The sequence below is a fragment of the Stenotrophomonas sp. C-A genome (genome assembly GCF_054030835.1).
Genome location: NZ_CM132916.1, coordinates 1,695,874 through 1,716,167, shown reverse-complemented (window position 1 = coordinate 1,716,167; position 20,294 = coordinate 1,695,874). Strand labels below are relative to the sequence as shown.

At 64.1% G+C, this 20,294-nt stretch carries 18 protein-coding genes; all 18 read right to left on the bottom strand.

Going from position 1 to position 20,294, the window contains the following annotated elements; translation table 11 throughout:
• Window positions 1–168 precede the first annotated feature (168 nt).
• The 18 genes from ACW5IY_RS08160 to ACW5IY_RS08075 all read right to left on the bottom strand — a co-directional run bounded on the left by ACW5IY_RS08160 (window position 169) and on the right by ACW5IY_RS08075 (window position 20,016).
• Window positions 169–1,182 carry a hypothetical protein gene (locus tag ACW5IY_RS08160; RefSeq protein WP_457327152.1) on the bottom strand — a complete coding sequence of 338 codons (1,014 nt, stop codon included), beginning with the start codon at window positions 1,180–1,182 and terminating at the stop codon, window positions 169–171.
• 2 nt (window positions 1,183–1,184) lie between these two features.
• Window positions 1,185–4,784: a hypothetical protein gene (locus ACW5IY_RS08155; protein WP_457327151.1), complete on the bottom strand. Its 3,600-nt coding sequence runs from the start codon at window positions 4,782–4,784 to the stop codon at window positions 1,185–1,187.
• Window positions 4,785–4,787: 3 nt separating this feature from the next.
• Window positions 4,788–5,204: a hypothetical protein gene (locus ACW5IY_RS08150; protein WP_107380159.1), complete on the bottom strand. Its 417-nt coding sequence runs from the start codon at window positions 5,202–5,204 to the stop codon at window positions 4,788–4,790.
• On the bottom strand, window positions 5,204–8,953 hold the full coding sequence (locus ACW5IY_RS08145) for a Laminin subunit alpha-2 (protein WP_457327150.1): 3,750 nt from the start codon (window positions 8,951–8,953) through the stop codon (window positions 5,204–5,206). The genes ACW5IY_RS08150 and ACW5IY_RS08145 overlap by 1 nt, the downstream gene beginning before the upstream one ends.
• Window positions 8,946–9,596: a hypothetical protein gene (locus ACW5IY_RS08140; protein ID WP_457327149.1), complete on the bottom strand. Its 651-nt coding sequence runs from the start codon at window positions 9,594–9,596 to the stop codon at window positions 8,946–8,948. The genes ACW5IY_RS08145 and ACW5IY_RS08140 overlap by 8 nt, the downstream gene beginning before the upstream one ends.
• A 71-nt stretch (window positions 9,597–9,667) precedes the next feature.
• Window positions 9,668–10,468, bottom strand: a complete 801-nt coding sequence (locus ACW5IY_RS08135; protein WP_457327148.1) for a phage tail tube protein — start codon at window positions 10,466–10,468, stop codon at window positions 9,668–9,670.
• A gap of 13 nt (window positions 10,469–10,481) precedes the next feature.
• Complete coding sequence (locus tag ACW5IY_RS08130; RefSeq protein WP_457327147.1) at window positions 10,482–10,964, bottom strand: hypothetical protein; 483 nt, start codon at window positions 10,962–10,964, stop codon at window positions 10,482–10,484.
• Complete coding sequence (locus tag ACW5IY_RS08125) at window positions 10,957–11,292, bottom strand: head-tail joining protein (RefSeq protein WP_457327146.1); 336 nt, start codon at window positions 11,290–11,292, stop codon at window positions 10,957–10,959. Before ACW5IY_RS08125 ends, ACW5IY_RS08130 begins: the two co-directional genes overlap by 8 nt.
• A complete protein-coding gene (locus ACW5IY_RS08120; protein ID WP_457327145.1) occupies window positions 11,289–11,780 on the bottom strand; it encodes an endopeptidase in 492 nt (163 codons plus the stop codon). The genes ACW5IY_RS08125 and ACW5IY_RS08120 overlap by 4 nt, the downstream gene beginning before the upstream one ends.
• Entirely contained in the window at window positions 11,777–12,118 is a 342-nt protein-coding gene (locus ACW5IY_RS08115) for a hypothetical protein (protein WP_125894702.1), read from the bottom strand. The genes ACW5IY_RS08120 and ACW5IY_RS08115 overlap by 4 nt, the downstream gene beginning before the upstream one ends.
• Window positions 12,118–12,549: a structural protein P5 gene (locus tag ACW5IY_RS08110; protein ID WP_125894700.1), complete on the bottom strand. Its 432-nt coding sequence runs from the start codon at window positions 12,547–12,549 to the stop codon at window positions 12,118–12,120. The genes ACW5IY_RS08115 and ACW5IY_RS08110 overlap by 1 nt, the downstream gene beginning before the upstream one ends.
• A gap of 80 nt (window positions 12,550–12,629) precedes the next feature.
• The gene (locus ACW5IY_RS08105) at window positions 12,630–12,983 is read right to left on the bottom strand and encodes a DUF2190 family protein (protein ID WP_457327144.1); all 354 of its coding nucleotides are present in this window, start codon (window positions 12,981–12,983) and stop codon (window positions 12,630–12,632) included.
• Between the two features lie 70 nt (window positions 12,984–13,053).
• Window positions 13,054–15,279, bottom strand: coding sequence for a ClpP-like prohead protease/major capsid protein fusion protein (locus ACW5IY_RS08100; protein WP_457327143.1), 2,226 nt, complete (start codon window positions 15,277–15,279; stop codon window positions 13,054–13,056).
• Window position 15,280: 1 nt separating this feature from the next.
• Window positions 15,281–16,813 carry a phage portal protein gene (locus ACW5IY_RS08095; protein ID WP_111118863.1) on the bottom strand — a complete coding sequence of 511 codons (1,533 nt, stop codon included), beginning with the start codon at window positions 16,811–16,813 and terminating at the stop codon, window positions 15,281–15,283.
• On the bottom strand, window positions 16,813–17,031 hold the full coding sequence (locus ACW5IY_RS08090) for a DUF6148 family protein (protein ID WP_457327142.1): 219 nt from the start codon (window positions 17,029–17,031) through the stop codon (window positions 16,813–16,815). Before ACW5IY_RS08090 ends, ACW5IY_RS08095 begins: the two co-directional genes overlap by 1 nt.
• Before the next feature lie 92 nt (window positions 17,032–17,123).
• Window positions 17,124–17,456, bottom strand: a complete 333-nt coding sequence (locus ACW5IY_RS08085; protein ID WP_457327141.1) for a helix-turn-helix domain-containing protein — start codon at window positions 17,454–17,456, stop codon at window positions 17,124–17,126.
• Window positions 17,456–19,375, bottom strand: coding sequence for a phage terminase large subunit family protein (locus ACW5IY_RS08080; protein WP_457327139.1), 1,920 nt, complete (start codon window positions 19,373–19,375; stop codon window positions 17,456–17,458). Before ACW5IY_RS08080 ends, ACW5IY_RS08085 begins: the two co-directional genes overlap by 1 nt.
• A complete protein-coding gene (locus ACW5IY_RS08075) occupies window positions 19,372–20,016 on the bottom strand; it encodes a hypothetical protein (protein ID WP_457327138.1) in 645 nt (214 codons plus the stop codon). Before ACW5IY_RS08075 ends, ACW5IY_RS08080 begins: the two co-directional genes overlap by 4 nt.
• Window positions 20,017–20,294: the final 278 nt, after the last annotated feature.

Below are 20,294 nucleotides of genomic sequence, written 5' to 3'. Positions count from 1 at the left end.
AGATCCTGTCGAACACCATGATTCGACCAGCAGCAGGCTGATTCATGATGCGGAATCGACCATCAACATCCGGCTTCTCCGTCGAAGGGCCCTCACCCGCCAGGTAGCCTTTCGCAGCGATGCCAGCCCGAGAGGCGACCCGTAGGCGCATCACCGCTGTCGCCCGCGTCACCACCACCCACCCCCGAGAGAGAACAGCAGCTGACCCCGGTACGGGTCACCGTTGAGGGTCGAAGAGTAGTAGTTGGGTGCATAGCCAACTGCCACGATCTGGGAGGCTCCTCGAAACTCGAAGGGGGCTGCCTGCACACTTAGATCTGCGAAGGGCCGGAGGTGATAGGGAACAGCAATCCCGGGCAGCACACCACGAGGGCGTCCAGATCCCTCGAAGATCTGCGCCCCGGTATAGAGCAACCCGCCGGTGACTGCGTCAGGGTAGGTGGACTGCCTAGCGCCATCCGAATTCCATGCATGGAACGAGGTATAGCGCATTCCACCCACCAGGAACGCAGGGGCAGACTGCACGGGGGAGTTCACAGTCCTGGGCAAGTAGCAAGCTGGCCTGTTCACGTCTATCGAGGTCGCTTCGTTCTGAGTGGAGAACACGAAACCGTCAAAGTCCTCCGTTCCGAGATAGTCCACCAAGCCGCTATGGCTTATACACCACGCCATCGTGTCGCCAGGCTTGTACGACGTGAAGTCGCCAAAGAAGTATGCCTGTCTCTGATCGACGAGCAGCGCAGGGTTCACATTGGTAAAGAGGTAGATGCAGCGACTATCGGCTATCGCAACCCATCGAGACGCAGTGGCGCTCAACGAGCTGGACTTCGCGATAATTGAGCCGGCCGGCCTAGCGCCCGGGCTAGGCGTCGCGTCATCACCATCGCCAAACGAGCGTAGCGCAGAGTAACCGCGCGCACGGGCATATCGAGCGGTACCAGCACTCGCCGAGTCATCGACCTCCAGTACGAATCCGCTACCGGCATAGGGATCATTTCTGTAGGCCCTCTTGCCAGTTGCACTCAAGTGCCGCGTCCACCCCGCACCCGGCTTGAACGCCTCCCCAACGCCATAGCCATCAACCAGCACAGCGTCCAGCACCACAAGCAAACTGCCAATCTGCCCCGACAACTGCGGGGCGCCAGCGTCTGTACTGCTATAGAACCTTGGAACGGTTGCCATCGTCACTCTCCCGCCACATTGCCGACGACCTGAAATCGCGTTGAATCACGGGCGCCATCCGGAGTTCCAGGTAGCGTCGTGCGCATGAGCCAAACAGGAGCCAACCCACCAACGGAATTGAATCGGACGACGTTGTTCGTGGACCAACCGGTCCCCCAGCCTTCGCGCTTCATAACGAAGTACGGCGCCCCGGTACGTGGATTCAGAGGCGCCAAGTCCGTGGTCGTGTTGCCGGTGGCAATGGTGCCTACCGTCTCACCGATCACTTCAAACTGGGTTGAACTGGTGAATCGCACGGCCCAACGCTCAGTGATTGCATCCGCGTTCTTCACCGCCAGCGGGTAATCCGTTTCGTTGTAGGTACCTGGTGCGACACTGCCGCTCGGAGAGTCCGCCCAGACATTGTTCCACGCAGCCTGATCAAACAGACTTACGACACGTGCTTGCAAGTCCAACGAGCCGTTTGCCTCACCCAGTCGTAGTGCGCTACTGATCATCGTCTCCCCCACCGGATAATCGTGGGTCAGAGGTGTGTTGATCTCGATTTCGCCGGTAATCTGCGGCTGAACAACTAAACGCCGGTCCTCGACGCGCTCGCTGATCGTCAGTGGCAGCGTGTAGGCAGCCAGGTTCAGCGGGTCGTTGAAGCGCAGGTTGCCAACGTCCAGATCCACCGTGAACCATGCGGCGTCGACTGGACGCCCCTCGGCGTCACGCACTTCAATGCCTGCAATCCTGCCGCGACCAAAGGTGACCACCTGTCCCGCTTGCGGCGACGGCACCATATGCTTCGCGGTGTGGTGGATCAGCACGGTCTGGCCCGGCTTGAACGCTGGCGCACGGCCGTCGCTGGGCAGACGCACCGACGACAAGCCAATCACCACCTCCGACAGCGGAATCGACCGATAGACGACCGCGCCCATGTAGATCGTGCCCGGCAGCACGAGCGTCGGCCTCCAGACCTGATCCCCCTCAACCTGATCGGGATCAAACCAAGGCTTACCCTCATTCCCGGCCACGGGCACCAGCTGACCGAACTGAACCTTGACGACGCCACTTTCCCAATCGACCTTGCCACGAATTTCCGCAGCTGACAGCACACCGTTAATGTCCGCAGTCACCGTGAGCAGTTCGCCATCAGTTCGGGTCGCGCGCAGCGTGAACATGCCTGGCCGCAGCGGTGAACCAGGCGCACGGAAGAAACTGACCGCCACACCCGGATCGGCGATCCGTGTCAGGAGGGATTGGATCTGGACAGTGTTCTCGCCGCCTGCCAGCCACTGCACCAGGTTCACCACACCTGCTGCGTAGTCGATCGTCCCTGCATAGATGCCCGAGCCAGTGGCGGGATCGATGGAGTGATACAGCCCGCCGCTACGGTCAACGTAGGTGCGCCCCCGGAATGCGAAGCGAACGCTGCCCGGAACGATGCTGTCGCTGATCGTCGGGGTGAGTTGCAGCTGGACCGCCGGCAGCGGAATGACCTCCTGCGCGGACTGGGCGGCCTCGCCAGCGAGCATCCAACCGGCTGAAACGATACTGCCGGCGGAGAACTGGGCCAGCACGTCCAGACGCTCGTACCCAACCACCTTCAGACGCCCAGAGCGGATCTCGTACACCGGATAGGACACCTGACGGACCGTGAACTTCCCGGCCTGCAGCGAGACCGCGCCCGTGCTGTAGTTCACGGCGCCCAGCACAGTGCTGAAGGCCGTGTCCCCCACCGAAACGCCCACCAGGTTGCCTGCGCCATCATCCTTGGCAATGACCCGCATCGCCTGAGGGGCCGACGACAGGTCATCGCGATCGCGCCGCACACTCACGAGCCAGTCGAGAAGCACTGTGCCCTGCCTCACCGGTCCCTGCGGCAGGGTGAACGAGACGATCCCGGCCGCGTCCGGAACAGGCTGCGGCGCTGCGTGTAGCGGCTGCCCCCAGTCGTAGGCGATCGAGAGCTGACTATCCGCATCAGGCAGACTCAGCGGCCGGAGCGAGATCTCACCGGTCGAGTAGCTGATCTGTCCACGAACCTGCCCGCCAATCAGCAAGCCGCCGTTCCCGTTATCTGTGACCGCCACATTGGAGCCGCCGACACGCAGCGTCAGTTGCACCGTCCCCGGTACCGCCGAGCCCTCGCCCAGCACAAAGCGGAGCGCCGGCGGCAGGATGGCAGTATCACCAACCCGGGCCTCCGCGATGATGGGAGTGCCCCAGTTGGAGATGATGCTGCTCTTCAGATCCGGCAGCGCGCCAGCGGTCACCACGACGGAGCCGGTCTGGTAGTTGATCGTCCCGGTGCCTTGGCCCGGCTTGCCTATCAGACGGCCGCGGCCGTTGTCGGTCAACCTGATCCAGCGCCCAAGGGCGCGGTAGTCGACCACCACTGTTCCCGGGGCCGGCAACGGGGTCAGCTGGAACAGCCAGACCATGCCCTGGTTGTTCTGCGTCACCTCAATCTCGTCGGTGAAGCCCTGCATGGGGATGGAGCCCGCCGGGGACGCGGTGATGCTGATACTGGTACTTCCGACGCCACTCGCATGCGTCAAGGCTACGACCCCACCTTGATAGTCGACCGTACCGCTCCAGGGCGTCGCCACGGCGGAAGCGAGCCCGCCAGTACCGTCGTCGGTGAGTTCGACACTGCCTGCGACAACCCTTACTGCGCCCACCACCAACCCAGTACCGAGGTATCGGCTGACCGGCACGCCAGCAGCAAAGCTCGCACTGAAGTTCTGGCCGAGGCTGCCGGCAGGACCGGACGGGACCTGGCTGATGGTGCCCATGCCGGCCAGAACGTCACTGACCGGGGTTTCAGCCGTGGAGGTAGGAACGATGGACACGTACGGGGTATCGACTTGCACAGCCAGATCGCCAGGCTTCCCAGCAGCGGTGAGGCGTTTGACGCTGTGATAGCTCGTGGCCTCCACCACGTTGGTCTCGTAGATCCTGGTCGCGGGCTTGGTAGCCGAGTAACGCACCACTTCTTGGCCGTAGAAATCACGCAGCAACGCGTTCACCAGCTCGATCACCAAGACATCCCGCTCAAATGCCCCTTGGTCATCGGTAAAAGTCCGTGTCGTACGGGAAAGCACGCCTTTGACCCGCACGTACTGCTCGGCCGGATCATGCCCGGAGCTGGCGAGCGTCAGCAGCGAGAAGTTGTCATTGATGTCGGGGCTCGGCGCGTCCTTCATCGCGTAGACCTGGATCGTCATCTGGCCGCTGAAGTGGTTGCCGAGCAGCACAAAGCGGGACTCCGTGCCGCGCGTGATGTAGCTCTCCACGCGGTTCTTGGCATCAAGGCGCACGTCACTGTAGGAGCCCGTCGCAAACATCGTGACGGTCACGCGCGGGTCTGCGGGCGGATCGATCAACACAGCGATCGCGTCCTTCAGGACGTCCGGTGCGGGCGTATCCACATGCACAAACATCTTGCGGAGAGTAGTTCGGCCGGTAGTCCGCTCTTCATCGCCGATATCCGGGAACAGGTTGTTCATCGCCCCGTCAACGATTTCGGTCTGAACCATGCGGCCACCGCCGTCAGGGTTATCGGTCAAACGCTGCGACTGCCGCAGCTTGATATCGGTAGCAAGAATCGTCATGGATTACACCGTCATGAGGCGAAGGGTGATGGAGAAGAGATCCGCATCAAGCGCGGGGACAGCAAAGCGGGTGGGGTCGACTTCGATGGCCGGTCCATCGGTGCGGCGCCATCTCACCTGGAACGACCGCTCGCCGCTGTTGTGGGCAGGCATGATCAGATCCAGTGGCGCCAGGCGGGCCTCGCTCTCACTGGCCTGCAGCGCCCGCAGCACGGGGAGACTGACGACACCGACGTAGGCGGTACCGTCCCGGGTTGTCTGAAGCGTGATCGGCCGCCCGGCCTGTCGCGCAGACTCTTGGACGATCAAGGCACCCGTCAGGCTTGTGCGCGCCTGCTGCCCTACCTTCCAGGCCGTGAACTCGTCGGTCCATTGAAGGTCAGCCGGCAGTTCGATTCCGGCAAGAACAATGCGGGTCATCAGCCTCGCCCCCGAACAGAAACGGCTCTGCTCTGCTGAACTTGGCGCAGGACCAGCGGAGCGACGAGGCCCGCGAGGCGCTGCGCTTGCTGCACCTCGGCTGCGGTGGCGCCGGCCACCACTTCCTTCGAAGGCAGCTTCCAGTCAATGACGATGACCTGTTCATTGCTGCCGTTGCTGCCGATACGGGCGGCGTCCGCCCTCGCCTGCGCCTCTGCCTCAGCTTCAGCCTGCTTGCGGCGCTCGGCGAGCGCGGCGGCGGCCTCCTGGTCTCGCTGCTGCCGCTGCCGCATGACCTGGGCCTCCAGCTGCGCCACCTCTGCGATTTCGCCCTTGCCCACGTAATCGAACTGCCCGGCCAGTCGCTCCTTCGCTGCTTTGGAAAGCTCGTCCTCCGCCTCGGCGGTCGCCTGAAGCTCTGCCTTGTACTCGGCCAGCTGTTTGCGCTGGTCAGTAACCCGGTTCAGCGCATTTGCAAACTGCACAAGCGGGTTGGGGCCGCTGAGCTTGCGCATTGCCTGCAACGCCGATTCGGAGACCTCGCCAATGCTGAACGCCATTCCTTGCGCAGCGGCCCCGGCCTGCCCCATCTGCTTGCCCATTCGTTCGGAGCTACTCCCTACCCGGTCAACCTGGTCCGCCGCACCTCCCGCGCTCTCGCGCACCTCCTCCAGCCGCTCGCGGCTGCGGCTGGCACCGTCCTGCAGCTGCCGCATTGCCACGTCGCTCACATCGCCCAGCCGCTGCATGCTGCGTTCGGTGTCGTAGATCGATTCCTGAACTGCGAGCTGGCTGTCGACGTTGTCCCGGCGCCACTGATCACTGTCTGCGGCTGCCGCTCGGGTTGCATCGGCATATGCCCGGAAGGCTCGACGCACGTCCTCCACGGACGCCTTGCCCCTGGCCGCGCCGTCACGGATCGCATCGAAAGCGCTCTTGGCCGCGTCGCGCGTTGCATTGAGCGACGCCTGGGACTGGATGCCAAGCCTTGCAAACTCGTCGGCCAGCGGGTCGATGGCAACCTGAATCTCGCGGATGCGAGCGTTCAGCGCTGCAGCCGACCGCGCGGCCGCATCGAAGCCGACCTTGCCCTGCCGCCCTGCTGACTCCAGCAGCGCACCCAGCGTTCGTGCTTCGTCCAGCGTCGCGACCTTGCCAAGCGCTGCCTTGAAGGCCGTCTCGATTTGGACGCCGGTCGCGATCGCGCTCTCAGCCACCGCACCGAAAGCGGCGATGGCATCCTTACCACCAGCGCTGAAGCTGACGCCCATGCGCGATGCGGAAACACCAAGCCGCTCCATTGCACTAACAAGCGTGGTCTGCAGCACGGCGGCGGCATTGGTGGCGCCTTGCGGCATTGCCTCAAACGCCGACTGGGCCGATGCCTGGAAGCGGAGCAGCTCCTCCCCGGAGAGCTTCTTCAGCGTCTCCAGCAACCCATCGCGCACATTGCGCTCTGCGGCAGCGCCTTGGGAGGCGATGTAGCCCAACGCCGCTCCGACCGCCTCCAGGCTCGCCGTGTCTGCAAAGTTGAGCCCTTCGAACACCTTGCCGATCGATTCCTTCGCGAGCTTGGCGTTCCCGTCGATGCCCGCCAACTGCTGCACCACAAGCTGTGCTGCCGGGCCGATGCCGTTCGTGAGCGCGTCCGCAGCAGTCTGGACGCCACCCCGGAGCGCCGCAAAGCCCGTCGACACCTCCAGCAACTTCTGTGTGACCTGACCCAGCTGTTGCAGCTGCTCAGCCGTCGCGACGCCGGCCTTCTGCTGCATCAGCAGGAAGCCTTCCTGCGCCGTGAGGTACTGCTCCAGACCGGACAGGCGCTTCTCGTAAGCCTGTCGCTCCGCCTCGCCCAGCTTGGCGACTTCCTCGGCTGACTTGATGACCACGTCACGGTATGCAACGAAGGACACTGCCTGTTCACGCAGTTGCAGCGCCGAATCGCGGACCTGGCTGATGTAAGCGCGCTGCGCTTCACCGGCACGCTTCAGCGCCGGGTCGTGCTGCTTCCAGATGTCCTGTGCCACGGTCTTGAGGACATCCAGACCGCCCATCGCCGCTTCCAGCCCCAGGACGGCGACAGTAATGGGGATTGCCTTCGGCAATCCGCGCAGCAACGCTCCGAACCGGCCGATGCCCCGGCTGCCGCTGGCGACCGCCGCATTGTTGGCAATTTGCGCGTTCGTCGTCGCGATCAGCGCGGCGCGCCATGCGTTCAGCTGAATCAGGGCCCCCACGATCTTGAACTGCGCGTATGCGGCAGCCATCAGGCCGATCACGCGAGCGTGGTCCACAACCCACTGCGTCGTGCCCTTCACCGCCTCGGCCATGGTGATGATGGCCTGGGCGGTCTGCTTGGCCCAGCGCGATAGGCTGCCATCGGCGGCCAATCGATCCAGCGTGGTCAGCAGGGTGGTGAGCTGTTCCTTGAAGTAGGTCAGCACCCCCTGATCTGCGACCTCCTGCTTCCAATCCTTGAAGCGATCGGTGGCGGTCTTCCACAGGCCGGCGATGGTGCCCACCTTGGCCGCTGCAGCCGCACCACCATACGACTCGGCCAGCAGGTCGAGAATGATCGCCTGAGCCTTAGCCACCTGGCCGGTCGCTTCCAGACTCTTGATCAGCGACTTCTGGCTGTCATCCAGCGTGAAGCCTTGCTTGCTCAGGCTCTCCATTGCCTTCGACGGCGTCTGCAGAGCCTTGCCTACGACCTCGGCAGACTGCTCCAGCGACATGCCCAGCCGCTGGGCCTGGTCGATGGCGATCTGCATCGCTGCCGGGAACTGCTCGCCCACGATGTTGGTGTAGGACAGCAGACGCACCTGGGCGGCGCTGATCTGCCCATCGTCAAACAGCCCACTCTGCAGCTGCTGGCGCATGGCGGCCAGGCTTTGCGCGGTGAACTCACTGGTACGCCCCGTGGCGTGCAAGGCCGCTTCCAGCTGAGCCAGTTCCTGCTCAGCGTCGCTACCCTCCTTCACAATGGCCTTGATGCCATCAACCACTCGGTTCAGGCCGACGAACGCGATCGCACCAGCGGCGACCGCCTTGAGCTTGCTGAACCAGCTGACCGTGCTCTCCGTGGCGTTTGCCAGGTCGCCGCTGCCGGCGGCGGCATCAGCGGCGCGCTCCCTGTACTCAGCCAACGACTTCGCGGCCGCCTTGCTGGTGTTAGCCTGCTTGCGGAAGGCAGCCTCGCCCTCCTCGATTTGCTGCTTGCGCCGCCGCCCCGCCTCGGCCTCTGCCGCAGCGGCCCGGGCCTGCTCAGTGAGCGCTGCCGCGCTGCGGGTCGCCTCGATACGCAGGCGCTGCTGGTGATCGGCCAGGTTCGCGGTGTTGACGCCGAGCGAAGAAAGCTCGTCGTCGGCTTTGCCTACGGCGTCCCATTGCTCGTTGAGCGCCTTTTTCAGGCGCTCGCCTTCCTTACGAAGATCCCGCTGGGCTGCCAGTACCTCGCGGGAGGGCTTCTCCATCTCCCCGATCCCGAGGCTGAGCGCCAGCGCGGCCTTCTGATTGTCATCAAACTGCTTTTCCAGCTCCGCGAGATCGGCCAGCATGCCGTCGAAGGCATCCGCTTTTGCCGCCGCCTCGTTCAGCCCAGTGAGCGAGTCAAGCAGCTTCGTCGCCTTGCCAGCGGTCTCGACCGACACGTCACCCAGATCGCCGAACGCCGCGCGCAGTTCGTCCACACCCTCGCGGCCCTGCGTTTCAATGACGACCCGAATTGCCTCTTCCAGCCGATCAGCCATTGGAGCTTCCATTGACGCGCCACTGGCGGCGCAGTTCAGTCAGGTAGGTGGTGTGGAAGCGCTCGATCAGCCGGCGACGGGCCTCCAGGGCGCGGCTGTTGCCATCAGCACCCGAAAGCATCTCGAACGGGCTGGGACCACGCAGGATGCGGACCGGGCCGCGACCGTGGCGCTTCTGCTGCGCGCGATCCCAGCTGCGTACCCGGATGGCCCTACGACCCTTGATCGTGGCGATGAAGGCACCGTCGTAGGTCTTCGACTCGCCCACGCCAATGCCGGCCGTGGCACCTCGGGATCTGCGACCGGCCCAGCGACCACCGAACTCGATCAGCGAGATCTGCCGCGTGCTGGCCCAGATCGAAAGGAAGTCGTCCTTGCCACGCTTGCCGGTGCTGTAGCCGCGCTCGCCCGTTTCCACGCGATACTTCCCGCGCAGCGCAGAGGCGCGGATGTTGTAAGAGGCACGGACCTCCTGCGCAGTAGCCGGCCCAGCCCGGCGCTGCAGGCCAACAAAGGCACGCTGCACAGACAGGTCGTAGCGATTCAGCACCTCGCCAGCCAGGTCGGTCAGGCCATGGAAGCCTTTTGCCCGCCGGCCGCTGACGTAGTACTTGAGCAGGTTGTTGTTGCGATTGGATGCCACAGCGCCCTTCCTGTTTCAAACCGGGAGGGCGCCTTCCAGGCACCCTCCCTTAGCTGAAGTCACCGGTACGCTCAGCCCGCCGACTGCGCGGCGATCTTGAAGGTGTAGAGATCGGTTTCGCCGGCCTGGAAGATGACCGGGCCAGTCAAGGTCACCTGAATCGGCTCATCGCTGAACCAGTCAACGTCGCCATCGACGGTCAGGTCGACATTGGGGATCGTTAGCAGCCCTTCGTCGCCACTGATGCGGTCCTGCATATCGCCCAGGACCTGGAACGATTTGCTCGGGGTTGTGCCGCCGCTGATCGCGGTTTCCAGATAGGCATCGAAGCTGTAATCGGCAGCCACAACATCGCCGGCCTGCAGCGCGCCACCCTTCTTGGGGATCAGCAAACCATGACGGGGCTCGAGGTCATAGTCGGTGCCCTTCACCAAATCCACTGTGCCCTTCTTGAACACCGGGGCCGGAGTCGCTTCGATGAAGTTGTGCGGCAGCTTTACGGGGGTATCCACGCTGCTAACAGTGACCGACACAGCGTTGGCCGAGCCGGCTGCCACAGTGGTGTTGACCAAGGTGCCGTACAGCATGCGAGCCAAGAAGGCTGGCGGCACTTCCAGCGCGGTAATCGAGACGTTGGTGACGCCCGGGTTCGAGTCCTTGTGGATGATCTGCTGATAGCGAGCATCACGTCGCTTGCTCTTGATCTCCACCGAATCGCCGGCTTCGTAGCTGAAGGTCAGCGAGGACTGCTCCAGGGGCTGGTTGCCGAACTTGTCGGCGGGCTCGGGGATGACGGGGACGCGAACGCCCTCGGAGCCGTGCTCCCAGAAGCGCAGGTCACCTGCGAATTTACGGACTTTGGGCTGTGCCATGGTTCTGGTTCCTTTACGAGTTGGACACGGGCTCAAAGGTCTCGGTCAGACCAGCCCGCGCGGTGATCTGAGCGACTACGGCGGTATGCCCGGCATCGTCCTCCAGGGTCGCCAGCTGGGTTTCCAGCAGCTCGAAACTGGTCACCCCCAGCGGCAGCGACTTCTCTTTGAACGTCAGGGCGCGGATCAGGTCATGGCGCGCGCGATGAACGAGCAGCCTAGGATTCGCCTCATCGCTGCCACGCGGAACTTCGAACTCGATGGTGATGGCCGCATCGGAACTGGACTGGGCCACACCGCCACCACTGCGCGAAAGCTGGCGGACAGAGATGATCGTTGCTGGCTCGGTGCTGTCCTCGCTGATCTCGGTTTCATCGATGATTACGGCGCCCGCACCGATGTCGGTGCGGAAGCCACTGCTGCGCGAGATCAGGCGGACGCGAGCAGCTAGGAACTCCACCAGCTGCCACGACAGCGGCTCTGCCAGGTCAGCCACGGGTCACCAGCCAGCGGCTCTGCGAGCCGTCATCGCTGATCTTCTTACTGTTGACGAAGACCTCAGTACCGAACGCGCTCGAAACCACCTCGAAGCGATCGCCTTGGTCAGGCGCTACGTCCGAACGCAGGTACGCGATCTCCACACGGCCTGACCTGAACTGACGCAGTTCACCGATGGTCTCAACGTCGCGCTCCACATAGGCACGCACACCCTCGGTGGTCGGACCATCCTTGGCCGTGTACCGACCTTGCGACGCCATGCCTGCCAGCGCAAAGGCGGCGTGCAAGGTGCCATCCAGATCGCGAAGGAAGTCGACCTCGCTCACCGCGCACCTCCCGAACACAGCATCGCGTAAGCCTGCAGTGCCCTCACCTGGGCGTCGCACTGGGCGGCGGCGCCAATAGCTCGGCCCGCACTTTCAATTCGGTCGTCGGCTCGACCATCAGGCTGGCTGCCGGCAGCGGCGGCCGCGGACAGCTCTGCGGTGGCGACGGACGCTTGCCAACGCTGGTGCAGGCGCTGGTTGCCAGCGCGAAGATCAGCGATGAGGCGATCAGATGCCTTCTGTGCATCGTTCTTTTCCTTTTCGTACTTGGATGCCAGGTTGTTCGCGGCGGCGGCGCTGCCACGCTCTGCCTTCAGGGTTTTGGCTGCGGCATCGGCCTCAGCGCGAGCGGCATCACGCTCGATTTCCATGGCGTCACGGCTGGACGCGGCCTGGTCGGCCGCACGGTGCGCGATGGACACCGAGCCGCGCTGCCAGACGATGACGCCCAGCAGCAGGAGGATGGCGACGACCAGAGCGCGGATCATGGGGACACCACCGGGTCTTCGGGCGGGATAACCGCACCAAGGCCCCGCAGCGTCGATTCGAGCTGGCGCACACGCGTGCGCAGGGCGCTGGCCTCCTCCTGCGCTCTGAGCCGCAGCAGCATTTCAGCCTGAAGCCGCTCATCCTGAGCGGTGACCCTCTGATCGAGGAAGGAGACACGGTCGGACAGGCCCTTGATGAGATCCACGTTGGCGTCGGTCTCGGTACGCTCCTTCCTACGAGAGAGGAACGCCGTCCACGTCTCGCGGAGCAGCCACAGCGCTACCACGCTGCCTGCAGCCCACCAGGGAGCCGTAGCGGTGACGCCGCCGCCGACCATCAGCGCAGCGCCTCTGCAACACCGGCGTCGATCACGTCCGGGCGCCAGTACATTCCGCCGTTTTCATGCTTGGCGATAGCGGTAGCCAGACGGCTCAGAGTGACCGCGTTGTCCAGGCGGATCACTTCCGAAGGCGCAACGCCCACCGCAGTGGCAACCTGCCGGACGTATGCACCAGTATCGTTCTCCACCGGGGGTGCCCAACGCCCGATGATCTCCTTCACCGTGCGCAGGCCGTGCTTGCGCTGGTATGTGAGCAGGGTCTTCGCCAGAGCGCGGAACCCGGCCTGCGGGGTCAGGAACACGCAGAAGCGCTGCTCGCGCGCGATGGCCGCGACGGACCGATCCTCACCCTGCCACGGCGTGCTGGTACGGTCGATGTTGCCAGGATTGTTGTTGCGTACGCCGCGCGGCGTGCTGGTGGTGCCCATGCCATCCCCCGTTGTCGCTATTGAAGAACCGGCACCGCTCACGCCACCCGGGCGTATGTGAGCGGTGCCGGCCTGTTCGGTTACGCGCCTGCTGCGGCGGAGCCCGGGGTCAACCGGACGAAAACGGTAAGCGCACCGGCTGCCGCCGGGTAGACTGCGAAGCCGATGTCGCCAACCTGGCCAGCACCAGCGGCAGCAGCGATCGCGTGGCCGGCGTCGGTGTCCCAGTTGACAGTGGCGCCGACAGCGAACACGGCGGCCGGCAGTTTGGGGACCTCGAAAACGCCTTCGACATGCGTCGCAATGATCTCGCCGGCCTTGCCATCGGTGACAGCGACGGCAACCAGCTTGCCCTGTACCACCAACTCTCCACTCTTGGTGTCAGCGGCCAGGGTCACGTCGAGCACGCGGCCGTCCTGATGTGCGTTCTTCATAAATACTCTCCGGATGCGTGAGGGGGGTTCAGGAGGCCGCCGCTATTGCGGCGACCTCGATGCGAGACGGTCAGGGGTTACCCGGGTTCTTGTAGATGCCGCGGTAGTCCGCGATGGCCGGCGCCGCATCCAGGCGCACCTTCCAGGACACGCCGTCGACGGTGAAGCCCTGGTGCTGCTCCAGATACGGCGTCTGGTTGCCGTCGAGGTAGCCCACCACGATCCCGTCTACGTAGGCGGGGTTGGAGATGCCGTACCAGGCCTGTGCATCCTTGGCGTCCAGACGCCCGTCGTCCCAGACTTCGAAGGTCTCGCGCACGATGTTGGGGTCGTTGCTGCCAACGCCCGCCCCCACGGCAAACTGGGCGGTGCGCACGGTTTTTGCCAGGCCACTCAGCGCCACCGGCGTCAACAGACCGCGCATCGGCACCTGGATGAGATTGCCGTCAGCATCCTTCTGCAGGCGCATCGCAGCCTGCATCGCGCCTACGCTGGCAGTGCTGATCAGCGCGGCAGGCAGCAGGTTCTTGTGGTCAGCGTGGAACAGGCGCTTGCCGTCAGCCAGGAGCGGGTTGCTGTTGATGAGGTCGAACACCGCCTTCGCGAGCGTGCGGCGTGCAGCCTGGCCCATCTTGCGCGGCACGTCGCCGAACACTCCCAAGTCGTCGTTAATGATGGCCTGGCGGGTGATGGTGAACAGCTTGCCGTAGGTAACGATCTTCATGGCCTGCGACTGCTCAGAGAACGAGCCCTGCTTGTACTCGCCACCCTCCGGAACAATGTCCAGATCCGAGAATGCGCCCAGTCCGACCAAGTTGGTCGGCTTGAAATCACCCACGTTCACCGCTCGGGTGTACTGGTCGAAGGTTTCTTCAACCTCCTGGTAGCCTTGCAGCAGCGCCCGGCGCGAGGCGTCGCCCAGCAGCTGCGGGAAGTCCGAGCTGCTGTGGGTGAACGCCATACCGACCACTTCCAGGCGCTCCATACCACGGGTGTCCACACCGGCCTGCTGCACGCAGGCTCGGGCGATTTCGGTCATGGACATGCCACGGAAGGCATTACCGTCCGTCGCCTGAACCAAGCCGGCACGAGCCTGGATCGCGTTGGACATGGCCGCGCGGGTCAGATCGCGCTGATCTGTACCAGCAGTAACAGCCGCTCCACCATTGAGCGGACTTGCATTGCTGCCCAGCAGCGCCAGGATGTGGCGGCCCACCGCATCGGCGGTGATGTTGGAGTCCGCCTGCGCGATCACACCATCCACGTACTCACGGACCTGCGCGTTGCCCATGTGGGGCAGCGCGATGGCCTGAATCTGGGTATTGCGCTCACGCAATGCACCCAGAGCAGCCTGGACAGGATCGCCCGCGGCCGGCGCTGGAGCGGGAGCCGCAGCGACGACCGGGGTGGCTGGCGTGGCAGCGGTGGTTGCGACTGCCGGGCTCTGTCGACCGGCGTTCGCGAGGATGGCGCTGTACTGCTTCTTCATGGTTGGATCCTCGATATGGCCGATCACGGCCGACTGGCTGACCTCGGAAAGCGAGGCGAATACTTGCGGAGAAAGGCTGGCGACAATGCTTCGACGCAGCTGAGACAACACGGGCGCGCCAGCACCCTCGATGGACTGCAGATAGCCGCTGATGGCGACGGTAGATGCCGACGACCACATGGCCGTGGCACCGGGGTCGGCGTCCACCACCAGGTCAGCCAGACCGGCATCGACGGCCTGCGGACCGGAGAACCAATGGTCGGCGTCGTCGGTAAGCAGTCGCTCCATCTCCTCACGTCGGCCCGAGCGGGCCGCATAGGCCTCCAACATGGCCGAGGCATGCGCGTCCAGCGCGTCTGCGTTCTGGCGGAATGCGGTAGCGCTGCCAGCAGCCACGGTGCGTGGCGCATGAACCATGACCAGGGAGCTGGCATAGACCCGGCGCTCATCTCCGGCCTGCAGGATCAGCGAGGCGATGGAAGCGGCCTGCCCTTCCACGGTGACGATCTTGTGCGCCGGATGGGCCTGCAGCGCGTTGTGGATTGCCATGCCATCGGCGACAACACCACCGACACTGTTCAGCCGCACATGAATGGTGCCGGCCGTGATCTGGCCGATCCGCTCGACCAGGTCGGCAGCGGAAACCGACTCTTCGAACAGGTAGCCACCGATGGCGCCATAGATCATCACATCGGCGACCTCGCCCTCTGCCCGGACCTGATATAGGGCGGGGCCGAGCTCGGCTTCGGTTGCCGCGTCCGCGCGGAGGGTGTTCTGGATCGCGCTGGCCAACAGGCGTGCACGCATGTCATTCGCTCCTGGAGAGATCGCGCGTCAGCTGGCCCAAGACTTGGGCACGCGCTTCTGCACTGGTGTTGGGCGCCGGCGGCGCGAGGGTCTGGGTCTGTTCCTGCCAGTCCTGACGCTGACGCAGGACCTCAGCGGGGTTATTGCCGTACTGAAGCGTGTTCTGCTGCGGTGACACCCAACCGCGGTCCTCCGCCTCGCCGCGCGCGTAGGCCTCCTTCAACGGATCAATCCACGGCATCACCGGGCGGACGTACGTGGAGGCGGCCAGGTCACGCAGCGTCCAGCCACGGGGCAGCCGCACGCGGCCCGAAAGCACGCAGGCCTCCACGAATCGCATACGCTGCGGCCGCACGCACAGGGCGATGAAGCGCTCGGCCAGCATCAGGTAGCTGCCCCACTTCTCGACCAGCTCCTGACGCTGCGCCGAATAGGTGCCGTTGTAGTCCAGCGAAAGGCTGGAATAGCTCACGCCGATGCCGCCGGCAGCTGCGCGCAATTGTTCCTTGCGCCAAGTTGCCGCGTTGGGATTCGGCCGGTCTGTGCCCAGACTCTCAATCGACTCGCCAGGCAGCAGATCATCGAAGATTGCACCTGGCGCAAGGCGCAGCTCACGAATCGGAACACCGTCCTGGAGGATGGCCTGGCCGCCCAGATCCGCGCCGTACTGCTCGCCGCTGCCCTTCTTGATCTGGAACGTCATCGACGCCGCCACCTTGGCAGCAATGCGTTCGGACTCTTCATAGTCCTTCACGTCCTCGAAGCGGGACATGGCACTCGCGAACACGCTGAGCCCGCGCACCTGGTGCAGACGTTTCATCAGCGCGATGCAGTGCATGAACTCGGCGGAAACCCGCTTGGTCTCCAGCCGCGTGCCCATCGGATCACCCGGATGACTCTTGTAAACGTGGAACGCGATAGGCCGGCCCCAGGCGTTGCGCTCGACACCTTGCAGGATGTTGCGCGCCGGATCGTTGAAGTCCAGCGGCACCAGGTCGGCCTCTAGCATCTCGAAGCTATAAGGCACGGCAGTGCCGTGCTCGAAGTACGGCACGGTACCGATGAGATCCTGATAGAACGCATCACCATCGCGGAACCAGCTGCGTGCTAGCAGCTGCTGGCACATGCCGTAGTCGTGCGTCCGGGTGGCCTCGGGCGCGTCCCACCAAGCGTCCCAGAGGTCGTCCAGCTGCAATGCTAGTTCGCGGTTGATCGGCTGCCCGGGAAGTCGAGGCGCAGAAAGCACGTCGATGCCTGCGCCAACCGTGTTCTGGACCAGGACGTTCAGCGCGTTGTCCGCCAGATCCAGGTCACGCTCCAGATGGCGGGCCTGATCGCGGAGCTGGCGCGCATCCATGCCTGCGATGGCATTGCCGCTACCCCAGTCCCTCGCGAGCTTTCGGTTTCGCGACGGGCGAGTGACTTCGTGCGCGCGGGCGATTACCGGGGCCATCTGAGCCCGCGCCGATTGAACGGCGCGATCGGCGCCGAGAGCGGCGCCCAATCGTGCCTTGGCGATCTGCGCGGAGGACATCAGGTCACCCCACCGAAATCGGCGTTGGCCCAGCGCGCCCGCCGACCGGCGACCGAGCCTGCACGCAGGACCGCAGCCTGCCACTCTTTCCGACCGGAACGGATCTCAGCCAGGTCCGCCCGGGTCAACTGGCGATCACCGATGCGAACGGTCTGGCCGGAAAGGACGGCGACCTCCGCGTCGATGTACAAATCCAGCATTTCCTGAGCAGTCTTCATGACTACATAGGCTACGGATAGCACTGTCCACGAACTCAATAAAACCGTGGACAATGCCCCCCTTAAGTTACTGATTCAAAAGGAGCAGAAAACTAATTTGTCTCCACTTTCATTGAAACCGTGGACGACACCTGTTTTCCCTTTCGCGGAAGCCCACCAGGGAACAGCTCGTGCAGCTTTGATCTGGACACGTCAAAGTCTCGCATGACCTGTTTCACGGGAATCCCAGATTCCAGAGAACGACGAATCTCCGCCAAGGGGTAGGTTCGAACTGCTGCAGGAAAGTACGGCTGCTCTCCGGCAAAGCACTGCATCACCGATTCAACGAACGGAAGCGCCATGCGCTCACTGATACCTATGTCGGCCCGCATCGCAGCCAGGATCCGCTCCCTCAACTCTTCGGCTGACTCGGTACGTTTCGCCATCAGAGCGCCCACCCATCTCGCGCCAGCCCGCTGCTACGCGGACGGACCTGTTGCGTTCCACGCGAAACACTCTTCGCCTCGACATCGACCGGCGCTGCCTCTGTTTCACGGGAATCAGCACTGTTCACGGTCAGCAGCAGGCGGGCCTCCAAAACGTCCCAGTCTGCACGCGTGTAGCGATGCAGGCGGACCTCCGGGTGATGCGCGGCGGCGTAGGCATAGACCCAAGTGTCCAGCGGCTCGTTACGTGTAACCCTCTTCTCGAATCGGTTCTTCACCGGGTTGTAGACCTCCGACACCAAACCGGGGAAGTATTCATCCGGCAACTCATCGCTGAAATGCACCAATCGCGTCTCGACAGCGCGCTCCGCATCGGCGGAGAGGCGGCTATACAGATAGTGCTTCGCAGCCACGGTGCCGACGTGGTGAATGGTGATGCCACGCTTGTCAGTTTTGCCGTTCCAGGTTACGTCAGCCAGCTTGCCCTTCGACAGCACGGGGGCGTTATTCGGAACGGCGCCGAAAATACACATGGGCCTGGTGACACGCCGCTGGCGGACGTAGTTCTTGACCGCCTCCGTGCGGTGACCACCGGCGTCGATAGCGACCGCCATCGGACGCAGAAGAGAGCCGTCCGCTCGCTCGATGGCGCGGTTCAGCAGGTCCGTCAGCGAAACCCACACGGCGTCCTCTGCGGGATCACCTTGCAGTTCCACATAGTCGAGGGTCCAGGCGGTCATGCCACGCCCCCAGCCAATAGTGTGAACCGCCAGGCGACCATCCTGGGTATCGACACCCACCGTGACCGCCAGCACCCCGATCGGAGCCAAGCGCAGGGTGTACGGCTCGGCGCGATCCTTGATCACGTTGTGCTTGACCGCGCGCATTGACGGGTCTTCCCACGTCTCGGCCAGCCGGTCATTCACGAAGGTTTTGAGGGAAGCAGGATCACCCTGCGCTTCCAGCCACTCCTTCACCAGGTCCAACCAGCGCGGCCCCAGCCCGAACTGGTAGTACAGGCAGTTGATGGTGTAGCCGCGAATGGGCGAGTCAGGGTTGGCCGCCACCCAGCGGCCGTTGGCAATCATGTCGGTCTTAAAGTGTTCCTCGATGGCGACGCCGCACTCGCAACAGGCGTACCACGCGTGGCTCTTGTCGGGCGACCACACCAGTCCACTCCACTGCAGCGCCTGGTAATAGCCGCAGTGGGGACACGGCACGTGGTACCGGCGCTGGTCACTCTTGTCGTACAGCTTCGCAATCCGGCTGAGCCCGGCGATGCCAGGCGTACTGATGTACTGACGCTTGTAGGTGGTCGGGAAGGACGATGTGCGGCCATCCAGCATCTTCACCGGGTCGTCGCCGGTGGAGAGCTGCTGCGGCGCTTCGTCGATCTCATCCACCTGCAGGTACTTCACCGTCGAGGACTTCAGGCGCTGCGGGCTGCCCATATGCTCCACGAACAGCTGGCCACCAGCGAAGTCTTTGAACGTGCGCTGGTTGGCGCTGTCGCGGCTGGCGGTACTGGTCAGCGCCTTCTTGACCGCCGCGCACACCTCGATCATCGGGTTGAGCTTCTGGGCGATCCACTTGTTCATGGATACCTCGCCCGGCAGCGCGTACATCATCGGGCCAGGCGCATAGTCCATCCAGTAAGCCATGGCGTTGGTCGCTAGCTGGCTCTTGCCGAACTGGATCGGGAACATGCAGACCTGGTCATGCACCGGGCTACGCGCGGACATGTTGTCCATCGGCTCACGCAGTGGCGGGTTGCGGTCCGTCACCCAGCGCCCGGGCTTGCTGCCGCTCTTGGTGGACAGGCGCATGTGTTCATCGCACCACTGCGACACGCTCATGGGCCGCCGCGGCTGCAGCGAGCGCGCCAGTACCGCCGCCAGGCAGCTCTGTGCCTCCTTCATTCCACAGCCTCCGCTGCCTTGGCCGCCAACGTGCGGAAGCCCTGGCTCAGTTCTTCCAGTGCGTGGCTCACCTCATCCCACACCAGACGCCGGCACCCAGCCTCATCCAGCGTTGCAGCCAGCTGCGGCGCCAGCGCATCGGCCAAGCGCTCCATCGCCCCCCGGAAGGTCGTTGCGTGCTCGGCGAGGAAGGCTTCCACGTCGGCACGCGGCAACAGCAGCCCCAGCTCCTTCTGCAGCGCGATGTGCGCCATGTGCGCGTCGGTCTCGGCCTTGTCGGCCAGCGCTTTGGCCTTGCGCGCGGAATCCGGGGTCTGCGGCCGACCGGCCCGTGAGGGCCTGGAATCGTCCTCGTCGCTGCCCTCTTCATCGTCATCGATGTCGGGGTCGAGAGCATTGGCACCCTCCCCACTCCCCACCAGCGAGCTGCCACGCTCATCGGCGTGGCGCTGGGCTACGCCGGCATAGACCGGATCTGCGGTACGAGCGTAGAGATCCAGGGAGGCGGTCTTCAGAAATCCCTTTCCGCCAGCACCCACCACCACCCTACCCTTCTTCCTCAGCTCGACCACGTAGGACGGCTTGCAGCCGATCAGGGAGGCCAGCTCTTTGCCAGTGATCGTCACGTCATCTTCAGCCATTGCTACCCCCTACTCCATTTCCTTCGAAGATCGTTAAAGCGGAAAAACGCGCGCGCGCGAGCATGTGCGGGCTGTGCGGTGACCTGTGCGGCTTCGGGACGAGACTGAATCGCTGCGGCAGTAGGCGTGTGCGGCACGTGCGGGATGTGCGGGACCCCATGTACACGCGAGTGGCTGCTAGGCGTTTGTGGCGGGAACAATCACGCTCACCCGCGCCCGCCCATGTAGGCCGCATCCCGCACATCCCGCACACGCCTACTGCTGCAAGCAATTCACGG